A 13,918-nucleotide genomic window follows, 5' to 3' on the forward strand; every position below is an offset into this window, starting at 1 on the left:
GATTATGAATGAAGCTAAGAAATGTGCAAATATATAGCTGAATAAGGCTATCCTTTCCTTAATTTTAGTTAAACAGAGAAGAATTAATTATCCCTCAATCATTAAATACATCAACTTGCAAATTCTCAAGCACGTCTATTGCTTCTTTTACGGGTAGTTTTGGCAACGCAAACTCTTCTCTTATGACTTCATCTATTTCATCGTATGTCCTCAACTTATGTGTCCCCACTTGTTTATCCTCGTGTTGAATAGAAGGAGAAAAGTTGAATTGCTGTATTGTTGATCACAAATAGATAAAAAGGTCCAGTTAATATTAAAAACTTACAAATATTGATCTTTATTTAGTTTAATAGTCTATCCCCTTTTTAGTTAGTTAGAATCGATTTAAGGAAATGTCGAAAAAGGGAACTTCTGAACGATGAATGTTGGTAAGTGTTTCTTTATAATTGGCTATGTTTTCTTAATAAATAAAAGGAAGGAATGAAACATATGCCCAAAAATTTAAGGAAACGTTTGAGCCTATTTGTCATTGGTGTGCTCTTAATAGGAAGTTTGATGGGGGTAGCGATCTTTTTTAATAGTAAAGATTCAAAGTTAGTAACGAGTAAAAAAGATGTTGCTCCATTAGACAATGCAAAAAGAAAACAGGAGGAGGATGAAGAAAAAGAGAAGAGTCTTCCACCAGATGACAAAGCAACAACTGAAGGGACAAGAGAGGAAGAAGAGGAGTCTGAATCTCAAGAGTTGGAGGATGGTCATGTACCACCGTCTGATTCGAATGATTCAAATGGAAAGGATTTATCCCAATCGGAGGAAGCTATTCGAAATACTCCTTCATCGACCAAGAATAATAGTTTAGTAGATGAGAGCTTTGCTCAAGAAAAACAAACAGGGATAAATACTTTAGGTGAATTAACGAATGAAGGAATCAATCAAGAACCCTCGGCCACCTCTGAGGAGTTATTTGGTGGTCAAGATAGTGGGAGAAAGGATTCGACGCAACCAGAATCTACAAAAGATAGTGATGATGTTGGAGTAGAGCCGACACTTCCTGGAGATACAGTTGAAGAAGGTGAAGAGGATAAGTCTAATAAACCTGAAGTTGGTGATGATGTTGAAGAAGGTCCAATAGAGGATGAAGATAATAATCAAACAACTCATCCCTTTCTAGAAGAAGTACTTGAACTAGTCAATTTAGAGAGAGAAAAGGAAGGGTTAAGTCCTGTTAAACTAGCAGAAGAAGTACAAAAAGTAGCGCAAGTTAAAGCGGAAGATATGAGAGATAATAACTATTTTGCACATGAATCCCCAACGTATGGAACTCCGTTTGAGATGATGAATGAATTTGGCGTCACTTATAGGGCAGCAGGAGAGAATATTGCTGCCGGTCAACGTACTCCGGAAAAAGTGATGGAGGGGTGGATGAATAGTGATGGGCATCGAGCTAATATCTTAAGCGAAGATTTTACTCATTTAGGAGTGGGCTATGCTGAGGGTGGAAGCTCCGGAACATACTGGGTGCAGATGTTTATTAAAGATCAAGAAAGCATAGATGATGTTGAAGAAGACCCGATTGAGCCAGAGCCCCCTGAAGAAGATGGAGATGACGGAGGAGAAGAAAACCCATCCGATCCAGAAGAAGGAGGAGATGAAGGAGAAGACGACCCATCTGATCCAGAAGAACCAGAAGAAGGAGGAGATGAAGGAGAGGACGACCCATCCGATCCAGAAGAACCAGAAGAAGGAGGAGATGAAGGAGAAGACAATCCATCTGATCCAGAAGAACCGGAAGAAGGAGGAGATGAAGGAGAAGACGACCCATCCGATCCAGAAGATGATGAGGATAATGACCAATCCCAAGCCTTTTTAGAAGAAGTACTTGAACTGGTGAATGTTGAGAGAGAAAAAGAAGGATTAAGCCCTGTAAGTTTAGCAGAAGAAGTACAAAAAGTAGCGCAAGTTAAAGCGGAAGATATGAGGGACAATAATTATTTTGCACATGAATCCCCGACGTATGGAACTCCATTTGAAATGATGGATCAATTTGGCGTCACTTATAGGGCAGCAGGAGAAAATATTGCTGCCGGTCAACGTACTCCGGAAAAAGTGATGGAGGGGTGGATGAATAGTGACGGTCACCGTGCTAATATTTTAAGTGAAGACTTTACTCATTTAGGAGTAGGGTATGCCGAAGGTGGAAGCTCCGGAACCTATTGGGTGCAAATGTTTATTAAAAAAGATAGTCAATTGCAAAACATTAATATGGAGTCACAATCTCTAAATGAAGCTGAGGAAACGAATGAAAACGAGTTGAATCAAGAGATAAATCAAAGTATAGCTGAATCAAATGAAGAGCAAAAGAAACAAAATTCACAAAAAGACATGGTACAAGCGTCCGAAGAACAGTCAGAAGAGGTTTCTAAATCGCCACAAGAAAAACCTAATGAAAATAAAAATATAGAAGTTGAGGTTAAGTCACCAACAGATGAACAACAAGAAGAGGATTTAGAGTCTCTTGAAAATAATAAGGAAAACGAGGGAGAGGAGTTTAAAGAAGAGCAAAACGATTCTCCTATAGAAGAAAAATCTCAAGAAGAGGTTGACCCATCTCAAGAATCTCAAGAGAAAGAACAAGATGAAAAAGAAGTGTCAAAAGAAGAGATTGATCAGCTTGAGGTAAATCAAGATTCAACTTTGAATGAAGAGGAAAGTGACAGAAAAGATCAATCTTCTTCGGATGCGAATGAAGAAGACCTTGATAATGAGAATAGCTAGTATAAGTATGTAAGTTGAGTAACACTAAGAGCTGTCTAATAAGGCCAAGAAAATTGGTTATTAGATGGCTCCTTTGTTGATATATAGAGAATGTATTGTATGAAGCGGGAAGACGAGGCGCTTAATCAAAAATAGTAAATGGATTAGATGCTCATTGTTCAAAATATGAATTCGAGAAAATATAACCTGTACCATTCAACGATCGAATAACATAAGATTAACTAAACATTTTTGGAAAATAATTAAGAAATTCTGTCCTTCTGCTTTTCTTTTTAAAAAAGTAATGATGAAATGGATTCAGCATATAAGTAAATATAAAAAGGTGGTGAGTAAGAGATGACTGTTTTATATACGACGGGACCGATCCAAAACACGAATCTATATTTAGCTAACATTGAAGTCATTGTGCGAAATACAGACCCGTCAGACAGTGCGACTATAACCACCCGACTTTTCGACGAAAGTTCATCTCCTGAGTCACTTGTTAAATCGAATTCATTTACCGTTAATGCAAAAAGTACGAACAGTGAGTTGTATAATGCTGCCGCTTTAACATCGTTTTTAATTGAGGTGGAGGTGAACTTAGCCAATAAAAGCGACAAGGTTGCCTCTACTGCCGTTCAATCAACAGTGACGGCGTTTAACGGAGTAAGCGAATTTGTTCAATTCATTCGATTGCTGGTATCAAATCCTCAAACTTTGCAAAATATCGAATATCCTATAACTCCTCAGTTCAATCTATTTTTACCCAGTACCATCAGTTGTGAAGGGGAAAATAACGGGTGATGTATCGTTAAACAATGTTCCTCGAGCTGGAGTGGATGTTAGTTTTAAGGCAAATACATCTGGCGTTTCATTTATCCCAAACCCTACAATTACGGATGTGAACGGAGATTATGTGACGAGTGTGGTTTTTCCACCTCAGAAATCTTCGGTGGCTACTAGAATTACTGCGAGTGTAACCGTGGATGGACAAAACGTGCAGTCCGTGGGAGTAGCTGAAGTATTATGTCTACTTTTTGACTTATATGTAACAAATGCTGATTCAAATAACATTTCTGTTATTGATTCTGATACAAATACAGTAATCAGCACACTTACGGGGTTTTTGGGTCCTACCGGAATTGGAGCTAATCCTTCAACAAATTTAGTGTATCCATACAACAGAGATTTGAACCTACTCTCTGTGATTGATGCTACCACCAATTTAATTATTAATACTATTACAGCTGGTGAACAGGTTGTAGCGCTGGAGTTGCTATTAATTCAATAAAGAACCTTATTTGCCTTGTAAACAGTAACCAGCCAACTGTTACAATTATTGATGGTTCGACAAATGCTATCCTCGATACGGTAACAGTAGCAAATGATCTTTTTGCGGCAACATTTGATGAACAACTTAATCTAATCTATGTTACCAGCATTGATTCAACTGTATCCGTTATTGATGGTAATAATAACTTTGTTATTACGGCAACCTTTACTTTTAGTTTGCCTCTCAATGTTGCAGTCGACGAGCAACGAAATTTAGCTTATGTTACTGACGTTACTGCCAATTCTATATCTATAATAGATGGAAATTCATTAGTTATAACGGCTACGTTTAATGTAACTTTGCCAGACAATATTGCTGTAAATGAGGACACAAATCGAATCTACGTAACGACTGATACACCCCCTGGAGGTGTTTTAGCCATAGATGGTGAATCATATAACATAATTGCAACTTTAACTGTTGGAAGTGACCCTCAAAGGATAATCGTTATTGATGAGATAAACCAAATTTATGTTATCAACAGCTTAAGTAATAATGTATCCGTTATAGATGGTGATAATAACATAGTCATTGCAACGATTGGGAGTTGGAAATTCACCACGAGATATCACGTTTCTTTAAGGGTATTTTCCGAAACAACCTCAATACCATTCATTGAAAGTAACGCAGCCGTAACACCTAGTCCTTTTTTCTTTTTGCTTGAGAAGCTACCATCATATATAAAATGACATCCACAAGAAGGGCTATTTTCCTTTAAGATGACCTTATTAACCCCGTGTTCCTTTGCTAATTTCAATGTCTCGTAAGCACCTTTAATGAAGTGTGTCGTTACATCATTTCCATTATTGTCAACGACTTTAGCGGTGCCATTAATGACATCATTTCCACTACCACCAACAATTTCAGCAGGGTTTCGTGGAGTAGAAAGACCTCCTAATAGTTCAGGACAAGCTTCGATTACTTGGTTTTTATGAATAAACTTTTCTACTTGATCATTGGAACAATCAGTCCCATTATAACGACATTTTTTTCCTAATAAACAAGAGCTGATGATATACATGTCTATTCCACCTACATTCATTTGTTGGGTTCTGGTATAATTTAGATGTGTGTAATAGAACTCAAGGGTGAAAGGCTAAACCCCACGTAAAGGGGGTGAGGCCATTGTCAATTTTTGAATCATTGTCATTAATGATCACTTTTGCATTGTTAGTGATTGCGATTTTGTCTTTTGATTCAAAAAAATGACCACCCTTGAGCTTTGGCAGAAGCTTTAGGGTGGTGAATGAGTTGCCATCTAAAGAGTAGAAGCCTTTCCCTCTGAGGATAATTCTATTACACATAAGGGTTGAATGTCTTTCATTCAGCCCTTTCTGCTTTATTATACGTTATTTTATTTATAAGATAACATATTTTTAAAAGAAAAACACATATTTTGAACAAATTCTCAATTAGGACATTTTTCTTTAGGAGATGATTGAATGAAAGCAGTAATTTTTGATTTTGATGGATTAATCGTTGACACTGAAAGTCTTTGGTATGAAGTTTTTTACCAAGTGATGAAGGAATATGGGATGGATTTATCAATTGAAGAATTTTCTCAATGTATTGGTTCTCATGATGGGGTTTTATATGACTTTTTAGATACTAAATGTGGATATTTACTTGATCGCACAGAAGTTAAAATGAAAACGGATCAACTTTACCAAGAAAAAATTAATCAACTTATGTTACGTGAAGGTGTAGAAGAGTATTTAAGAGAAGCGAATGATTTAGGATTAAAAATTGCTTTAGCCTCCAGTTCAAGTAAAATCTGGGTAGAGTCTTTTCTCGATAAATTTAATATTAGGAGTTATTTTTCAGTTATATTCACTCGTGATGATGTGAAAGTTGTTAAACCTGACCCCGAATTGTACATAAAGGCAACAGCCGCCCTGGAATTGTCTCCTTCAGAAATTATTGTTTTTGAAGATTCTTTAAATGGGTTAAAAGCAGCGAAAGAAGCTGGTCTTACTTGCGTGGTTGTTCCAAACCCTATCACGAAAACACTAGCATTTGAAGGACATTTTATGAAGCTGCAGTCTATGACAGAAATAAGACTCGGAGAGCTTTTAGACAAAGTAAAATAAAAAGTTGACAATACTCCTGTAATATTGTTGAATCCAGTCACTATTTCCCGAAAAATAATTTCTTTCTCTAACCCAGTGTATGTCACTTCCTGTACACCTTTTTCATAATGTATAGAAAGAATTTTTAAGTGAAGAGGTGCTTTCATTAGCTTTATAGGGGACTAAAAAGTATGCCGCTATTGGCGATAGTTTAACAGTTGGAACGGGAAGAGGTTTATTTTCGAGAGGGATGGTCGAAGTTTTTCAAAACGGACTTCAGCATAAATGGAAAGAACAAATTGTTTTTGTAAGTGTGCACATGTTAGTTATACGACAAGACAAATTGAGGAAATGGTGAAAAAAGAGTCGGTAACAGATCAAATAAAAAATGTGGAAATCATTACGATTACTGCAGGAGGTAACGATTTAATAGTTGGAATGAAACTCTTTATAGAAAATAACAAAAAAAGAGAGCCGTTCAATCATTAAGAACTTGTCAAGTTGTATATGAGCAATTAATCACCTATATAGTGGGAATCAAAAGAATTCAATATCTTCCATATTTGATCTTGTTGGTAAACCTATATAATACACAAAAACAGGTGAATGATGCTGAAAAATGGGTTCGCTCGTTTAATCAATGGCTCATTTCTTTAGAGAAATAACCACAAGTAAAGGTGGTAAATATTTATCATATATATTTTCTGATAATCGTGATGTTATCGCTAAGGAGGGGGTTCATCCTAACAGAAAGGGTATTATTTGATGAGAAAAGCGTTATTAGAGGCAGTTTAAATAGTAAGAGAATTCTTCATATGTAGGAAATTTTGGTCAGGGGCACTAGAACCCTGACCATAACAATTTTTCAAACTACTCTTGAATTGTATATGAGGATAATAAAAAATGTTGTCGAACAGTGTCTTGAAAATTAAATTTTATGTAAAGTCACTTTTTTAATATTAATTAAGAAGGAGATATTCAGTGAATATTCAATTTAAAAATAATCAACTGACGGTTTTTCAAAGTTCCTTGTATATGACTACATCTACCGTAATTCAAACGAACTCTTCAATAATAGTAGTAGATCCTACATGGCTACCTGATGAAGTGGAAGGAATAAGGAATTATGTCTATCGCATAAAAAAAGATAGACAAATACACCTTATTTTCACACATAGTGACTGGGATCATATCCTTGGTGTAGGCGCCTTTCCAGATGCAAAAATAATTGGTTCAAAGGAACTTTCTGAACACGACCAAAAAGAAAAAATAATTAATCAAATAAAAGAATTTGACGATTTGAATTATTTGTCTAGACATTATCCCGTTTATTACCCTCAAGTTCATGTAGAAATTGAAGGAGATCGGCAACAATTGATCATTGATGAACTTGTCTTAACCTTTTATAAAGCACCTGGACATACTGCAGATGGATTATTCACAGTTATTGAGCCTTATGGTATTTTTGTTGCGGGTGATTATTTATCAGATGTAGAATTTCCTTTTATCTATAGTGGTTTTAAAGATTATTTGCAAACGATACATAAATCGAGAAAAATTGTATCTGATCATGATATACATGTTCTTATACCTGGTCATGGAAATGTTACAACTAGTAAAGATGAAATAAATCAAAGAATACAAGAATCTATAGATTACTTGGAGAATTTAAAGAAAAATATAGACCAAGAAGTTTATTTGAAAAAACGTTATAGGTTTTATAATGGAATGAAATCGACACACGCGAATAATAAAAAGTGGGTGAATAATTGTTAATTGGTTTTGGTCCTTACCATTAAGGGAATCCTAAGGGTGAGGAAGGTGACGATATGATTCATTCTTATGGACAATTGGCAGTAGAAGTCTATGATTTAGAGAAACCTTTAGGAGAATCGTTTAAGGTTGTAGAATATTACTTGCAAAGGTTAGATGGTTGTCAAGGAAGAATACTCGAAGCAGAGGTTGGGCTTGGTAGAGTGTACATCCCCCTTTTAGAGAAGGGGTTAAAAATTGAGGGTTTTGATTCGTCTAAAGATATGTTAGCTTGTTGTGAGGCTCGCTGTAATGAAAAAGGATTGACTCCTTCTTTGTATAAAGGAGAAATGATGTCTTTCTCTCGTCATAAGCTTTTTGATGCTATTATCATACCTGCTGGTACATTTCATCTTGTAGAAAAAAGAAGAGAAGCAATGCAATCACTAAGAAACTTTTTAAAACATTTGTCCCCAAATGGAAGGATAATTATGGATTTATATTTACCGACGCCAGATAAAGGACCTTCTATTCAAACATGGGAAATGAATGATAAAGAGATGATCACATTAACGAAGAGTATCATTGAAAATAATATGCTTGATCAAAAGCGGATTTCTCTTTTGAAGTATGAAAAGTGGTCAAATGGGAAGTCTGTCGCTCAAGAACTTCATAGGATTCCATTTCGGTGGTATGGGTTGAAGGAGTTTAAATTGATCTTGGAGAGAATCGGTTTTTCTGCTGTAACCGTTTCTGCGAACTATCAGTATCGAAAGCAGCCACAATCCTCACAAGACACTTTGACCATCGAAGCGGTAAAAGGAAAGTGAAAGATAGTAGCAACGCTACTATCTTCTATAAATGATTAGATAAAAATGATCTAACTTCCTCTGGTGTCTTAGCATTGGCGCTATGAAGATGACCAAGTTTTTCATTATTTTTGAAAATAAGTATGCTTGGAATACCCATCACTTGATACGTTTCTGCAATTTCAGGGAAGTCATCCTTGTCAATTTCATACCATTGATAGTCGTTATATTCCTCTAATATTTCACCAATAAACATATCCATTCTTGTACAGTCAGGACACCAATTTGTGACAAACTTAATGAGAACTTCCTTATCAGATCCAATTAATTGGTTAAATTGATCGGCTGTTGTGATTTTTTCCATGAGTTATTCCTCCTAAGTAATTGTGATTATTAAATGTGAGCTTTCGCTTTTCTATATTGTCTAGCTCCAGCGCCCAGCGACGAGTAGCGCTTTCGAAGCACACGACGTGCTAGCATCAACGTTAGCCACAGGAAGTGGCTGAACTTAGTTGATGATCCTCTGTGTAGATGATGTTCCATTACCTCTACGTTGACACAGGACGTGTCTGAAATTAGTAGATCATCCACTTTAGGCTTTTCGTGTTTCCTTTATCTCATGCGGCGATGCACACGACGTGCTAGCATCAACGTTAGTTCGCGCTTCGTGACTGTTCTTAGTTGACGTTCCATTTGCTCTGCGTCGCTAAACGGGCGATTGTGCTTTTCTTTATTGTAATCGATTTGGGTAGAAAATTGTTATGAGACGATTTTTGAAACTTAAATAAAATTTCATATCTTCTCTTCAATCTAATAACAATTTCGCCTATAAATGATACAATATATTATCAAGTGTTCCAAATAATCAAATGTTCAATGAACATTTCATGATAAATTTTTAACACATTTTTTCAGGAGGAGTCAAAATGAAAATTAAATTAGGACTCATTTACGGAGGGAAATCTGCTGAACATCAAGTTTCATTACAAACAGCATTAGCTGTTATTAACGCCCTAGATCAAACGAAATTTGATGTACACCCTATCTATATTAAAGAATCAGGTGAGTGGGTACAAGGACCACAAATAGAGGGGACTGTGGAAAGTGTTGAGAACCTGAAGCTGGTAGAAGGAACACAATCAGTATCTCTTTTGAATACACAACTTGTACTTGAAGATAGCTATGAAAATGAAATTGATGTCGTTTTTCCTTTGTTACATGGTCCAAATGGAGAAGATGGAACCATTCAAGGGTTACTTGAAATGATGAATCTACCCTATATAGGAAATGGTGTTTTGGCTTCAGCGACGGGAATGGATAAAGTCATTATGAAAAATATCTTCGCTCAAGCTGGGTTACCTCAGGCAAATTACTTGGCCGCTTTCAGACATGAGTGGGAAGAAAATCGTTTGACTTTATGTGAACAGGTGGAAAATAAGTTAGGTTATCCATGCTTTGTTAAGCCAGCTAACCTCGGTTCAAGTGTTGGGATTAGTAAAGCGAAGGATCAAAGATCATTTGAGCAAGCTTGTGAAGAAGCGTTTAAATATGATCGGAAAATTGTGATCGAAGAAGCTGTAGTAGGAAGAGAAATAGAGATCGGTGTTATGGGAAATGATCAGCCAGAGTGTTCAGTCGTTGGGGAGATTGCACCAAACACTGAATTTTACGATTATCAGGCTAAGTACGTTGATGGAGACACAGACTTAATTATACCAGCGTCTGTAACAGATGAAGAATATGAGCTGATTAAAACACTCGCCATTAAAGCCTTTAAATCCATTGATGGATCAGGATTAGTAAGAGCAGATTTCTTCTTAAAAGAGGATGGTGCGGTCTTAATTAATGAAGTGAATACCATGCCTGGTTTCACACCTTACAGTATGTTCCCGCTTTTGTGGAAGCATTCCGGTGTAAGCTATCCGCAATTAATTGAACGTCTCGTACAGTTAGCGTTAGATCGTTATGAGGAGAAACAAAAGAATAAATATACTATTTAGTAATGTTTAAAAAACAATTGGGGCTGTCCAAAAAGTCCATGTTCTTAGTAAATGAGGACAAATTGAAAACCCAAAAATGTCGATATAATAGCATTTTTGGGTTTTACTTTTATCAAGGTTTTGTCTGAAAAGTTACTTTATAGACAGCCCCTTTTATTTAAGGAAGGTGAATCCATTGATTAAACGTTCAATTGAACAGATCGTAAAGATGTTGAATGGATCTTGCGATGAAACACATAAACAAAAAGAAATTGAAGGCGTTTCAACGAATTCTCGTGAAATAAAAAAGGGTCAGCTGTTTGTCCCAATCGTTGGAGAGAACTTTAATGCTCATCATTTTGCAGAGCAAGCACTTAAAAATGGAGCATTGGCGACTTTTGGAGTGGAATAAACATGAGAAAAAACCTCCTAAAAATGGGATCGTTATTTTTGTAGAAGACACGCTTGTTGCCTTGCAAGCCTTAGCCAAAGCATACATAGTAGATGTGAATCCAACGGTCGTAGGTGTAACGGGAAGTAATGGTAAAACAACAACAAAGGATATGATTTCATCTATTCTAAGTGAGCGTTATGTTGTGCATAAAACAAAAGGGAACTTTAATAATCATATTGGATTGCCTTTAACTATTTTAGAGATGAAGGAACAGACTGACATTGCCGTTTTAGAAATGGGAATGAGTGGTCTTGGTGAAATAGAACTCTTATCTAGACTGGCTGAGCCTGATATTGCGATCATTACGAATATTGGAGAAGCTCACTTGCAGGATTTAGGTTCAAGAGAGGCGATTGCTGAGGCGAAGCTAGAGATTACAAAAGGGTTAAAAAATAATGGGACACTTATATATGATGGTGAGGAACCGTTGTTACAAGAGCGGGTAGATCAACACTATAAAAAAATAACCTTTGGTTATTCGAATAAAATGGATTTTTATCCGTTAACAATTGAACAAACAAATGAAGGAACCACTTTTACTTGTTACCCATTCAATGATTCATTTTACATGCCTGTTTTAGGAAAACATAATGTAAAAAATGCCTTAAGTGCGATGGCTGTAGGTAAAACACTGCACTTATCAGAGGAAGAAATAAAAAGAGGTTTAGCTTCCATAAAGATTTCGAGCATGCGCTTGGAGATGGAAAAAGGAAGCACAGGTGAAGTCATTATTAATGATGCCTATAATTCTAGCCCAACAGCTGTTAGAGCGGTAATGGATCTCGTCTATGATTTGTCTGACTATAAAAGAAAAATTGTCGTACTTGGTGATATGCTCGAACTAGGGGACGATGAAGAGAGACTCCATTATGAGGTCGGTAAAACGATCATTGGCGAAAAGGTTGACTTTGTTTTCACATATGGACCACTAAGTGCGCATATTTCACGGGGAGCTCAAGAAAGATTTAGAGACGGTTATGTTTTTCACTATGAAGATAAACAACGTTTAATTGAGGATTTGAAGGAATTACGTACAAGTGGGGACTTAATTTTAATAAAGGCTTCTCGAGGAATGAAATTAGAAGAAGTGGTGAAAGCATTAAAGTAGGGGCGCTTTGAAACGCCCCCCTTTCTATCAATGATCAAGGGCCCCTCTTTTGTTGAATGCGATGAAAACGAGCAACCAACATAAGACAGTCCAAGCGAGGATAATCATAAAAGGAGAGAATATGTTTCCTGTTGAACTACCTTCTTCGACAATCGTGGCTAAGTGTAGCAACTGTATGTTTGGTAAATATTCTAAAGGTTTTAAAAAACTAGCTCTTGCTATAAGACTTTGTATGAGAAGTGGGAAACCGAATATAAACATGATTGGAAAAGATAACACAGAAGCTTCCGTCACCGATTTAGTATAGAGACCCAGCAAAGTACCTAACCCTAAATAGAAAATAGCAGATATAAAGAGTGCTAAAGAGATGATGGTAAGGTTTTTGGGTTGGTAGCCTATAATAAAGATACAAACAATGACTGTCCCTATTGTCATAAGAAAGGTCAGTATACTCTTTCCAATTAATATTTCTAACGTTGTTGCAGGTGATAGAATCAGACCACGTAGCGTATTTTTTTCTTTTTCTTCAGCAATAAGCGCACTTTGAATAAAAACCGTAACTAAGGCAAATGTTATGCTGATAATTGTATAGCTAATATCTAAGCTATCTCTATCTTTGAAAAAAACAGCATAAATTATTGGGACTGTAATCACACTTAAAACAAACAGGTTTCTAAATAAATCTTTCATGTCTTTTTGGAAAATGGCATAAATACGGCTCATTGAATCGGTCATATTAATTCTCTCCCTGTAATCTTCAAAAATATATCCCCTAAAGTCGGTTCGTTTGAATAAATAGACTCTACCTCGTCTGCCGTCATATATTGATAGATGATTTTCGCACTGTCCTTATCCTTTTGGAGAACTTCCTTTCTTCCATTTTTTAATTCGATTGTAATCGTTGTATCTGAAAAGTCTCTACGAATCTTTTTCGGTTCACCGAGTAATTGAATTTTCCCATGATTAAGAAAGGCAATTCGATCACAGAGCAATTCAGCTTCTTGCATGTTATGGGTAGTTAAAAAAATCGTTGTTCCTTTTTCATTTAACTCTTTGAGTCCTTTGTATATTTGCTGTGCATTTACTGGATCAAGTGCCGATGTCGGTTCATCTAAAAATAGCAGTTCGGGTTCATGTATGAGAACTCTTGCAAGTAACACGCGTTGCTTCATTCCTTTTGAAAGTTCTGATACCTTTTTTCTTTGTTCATCATACAGTTTCACTAATGAAAGTACTTCATCCATTCGTTCTTTTTGTACATCAAATAGCTTACAATATAGCCGTAAGTTCTCTTCAATGGTTAAACGATCATATAAGCCGCTATTATCCGTTAAAATACCTATCTTTTTAAAGAGTCCTTTTTTCCGTATGAGTTGTGAGGGAACGCCAAATAATGTTGCTTCGCCCTTTGTCGGTGAAAGTTGCCCTGTTAATATCTTTATCGTTGTTGTTTTCCCTGACCCACTAGGACCTAAAAATCCGAATATCTCTTTTCGATGAACTGAAAAGTCTATCCCATCTATTGCAATTTGTTTTGAAAAACTCTTTACTAATGATTTTGTTTCGATTACTGGTTCCAATATGATGCCTCCTTTTTTTCTCATTTTATGACAAGGCTCTGAAAAGTACATTAAAATCAGATTGAAAGGAGAATAGG

Annotated in this window: 13 protein-coding genes and 3 pseudogenes; 11 read left to right on the forward strand and 5 right to left on the reverse strand. The window is 36.1% G+C overall.

All coding sequences use genetic code 11. The annotated features are described in order from the left end of the window. Positions 1 to 94: 94 nt before the first annotated feature. Positions 95 to 229, reverse strand: coding sequence for a hypothetical protein (locus tag LC087_RS15375; protein WP_306019687.1), 135 nt, complete (start codon positions 227 to 229; stop codon positions 95 to 97). A gap of 944 nt (positions 230 to 1,173) precedes the next feature. On the opposite strand from LC087_RS15375, the pseudogene LC087_RS15380 reads away from it, so the two are divergent. The 4 genes and pseudogenes from LC087_RS15380 to LC087_RS15395 form a co-directional block, all read left to right on the forward strand. Next, a pseudogene (locus tag LC087_RS15380) lies at positions 1,174 to 1,533 on the forward strand (CAP domain-containing protein); the annotation flags it as partial. A gap of 339 nt (positions 1,534 to 1,872) precedes the next feature. After that, positions 1,873 to 2,238 (forward strand): annotated as a pseudogene (locus LC087_RS15385) (CAP domain-containing protein); the annotation flags it as partial. Between the two features lie 873 nt (positions 2,239 to 3,111). Beyond that, entirely contained in the window at positions 3,112 to 3,561 is a 450-nt protein-coding gene (locus LC087_RS15390) for a hypothetical protein (protein WP_306019688.1), read from the forward strand. Beyond that, entirely contained in the window at positions 3,539 to 4,048 is a 510-nt protein-coding gene (locus LC087_RS15395) for a YncE family protein (protein WP_306019689.1), read from the forward strand. The genes LC087_RS15390 and LC087_RS15395 overlap by 23 nt, the downstream gene beginning before the upstream one ends. Before the next feature lie 610 nt (positions 4,049 to 4,658). On the opposite strand, the gene LC087_RS15400 is transcribed toward LC087_RS15395, so the two are convergent. After that, positions 4,659 to 5,111, reverse strand: a complete 453-nt coding sequence (locus LC087_RS15400; protein ID WP_226540588.1) for a 2-thiouracil desulfurase family protein — start codon at positions 5,109 to 5,111, stop codon at positions 4,659 to 4,661. Positions 5,112 to 5,206: 95 nt separating this feature from the next. Here LC087_RS15400 and LC087_RS19780 point away from each other — a divergent pair, with 95 nt between their 5' ends. The 5 genes from LC087_RS19780 (at position 5,207) to LC087_RS15420 (ending at position 8,741) form a co-directional block, all read left to right on the forward strand. Then, positions 5,207 to 5,299 (forward strand): putative holin-like toxin, encoded by a 93-nt coding sequence (locus LC087_RS19780; protein WP_226540589.1) that lies wholly within the window; start codon positions 5,207 to 5,209, stop codon positions 5,297 to 5,299. Positions 5,300 to 5,532: 233 nt separating this feature from the next. Continuing rightward, positions 5,533 to 6,180, forward strand: coding sequence for an HAD family hydrolase (locus tag LC087_RS15405; RefSeq protein WP_226540590.1), 648 nt, complete (start codon positions 5,533 to 5,535; stop codon positions 6,178 to 6,180). Positions 6,181 to 6,444: 264 nt separating this feature from the next. Next, positions 6,445 to 6,648 (forward strand): SGNH/GDSL hydrolase family protein, encoded by a 204-nt coding sequence (locus LC087_RS15410; protein WP_226540591.1) that lies wholly within the window; start codon positions 6,445 to 6,447, stop codon positions 6,646 to 6,648. Positions 6,649 to 7,140: 492 nt separating this feature from the next. Next, positions 7,141 to 7,935, forward strand: a complete 795-nt coding sequence (locus LC087_RS15415; RefSeq protein ID WP_226540592.1) for an MBL fold metallo-hydrolase — start codon at positions 7,141 to 7,143, stop codon at positions 7,933 to 7,935. Between the two features lie 53 nt (positions 7,936 to 7,988). Then, a complete protein-coding gene (locus LC087_RS15420) occupies positions 7,989 to 8,741 on the forward strand; it encodes a class I SAM-dependent methyltransferase (protein WP_226540593.1) in 753 nt (250 codons plus the stop codon). A gap of 25 nt (positions 8,742 to 8,766) precedes the next feature. On the opposite strand, the gene LC087_RS15425 is transcribed toward LC087_RS15420, so the two are convergent. Further along, positions 8,767 to 9,084 carry a thioredoxin family protein gene (locus tag LC087_RS15425; protein WP_226540595.1) on the reverse strand — a complete coding sequence of 106 codons (318 nt, stop codon included), beginning with the start codon at positions 9,082 to 9,084 and terminating at the stop codon, positions 8,767 to 8,769. Between the two features lie 562 nt (positions 9,085 to 9,646). Here LC087_RS15425 and LC087_RS15430 point away from each other — a divergent pair. After that, entirely contained in the window at positions 9,647 to 10,720 is a 1,074-nt protein-coding gene (locus LC087_RS15430) for a D-alanine--D-alanine ligase (protein WP_226540597.1), read from the forward strand. A gap of 175 nt (positions 10,721 to 10,895) precedes the next feature. Continuing rightward, a pseudogene (locus tag LC087_RS15435) lies at positions 10,896 to 12,261 on the forward strand (UDP-N-acetylmuramoyl-tripeptide--D-alanyl-D-alanine ligase). 27 nt (positions 12,262 to 12,288) lie between these two features. Here the strand turns inward: LC087_RS15435 and LC087_RS15440 are convergent. Both LC087_RS15440 and LC087_RS15445 read right to left on the reverse strand, forming a co-directional pair. After that, the gene (locus tag LC087_RS15440) at positions 12,289 to 12,996 is read right to left on the reverse strand and encodes an ABC transporter permease (RefSeq protein ID WP_226540601.1); all 708 of its coding nucleotides are present in this window, start codon (positions 12,994 to 12,996) and stop codon (positions 12,289 to 12,291) included. Beyond that, entirely contained in the window at positions 12,993 to 13,841 is an 849-nt protein-coding gene (locus LC087_RS15445) for an ABC transporter ATP-binding protein (RefSeq protein WP_226540603.1), read from the reverse strand. The genes LC087_RS15440 and LC087_RS15445 overlap by 4 nt, the downstream gene beginning before the upstream one ends. Positions 13,842 to 13,918: the final 77 nt, after the last annotated feature.

The sequence above is a fragment of the Bacillus carboniphilus genome (assembly GCF_020524035.2).
Classification (GTDB): domain Bacteria; phylum Bacillota; class Bacilli; order Bacillales; family JAIVKR01; genus Bacillus_CC.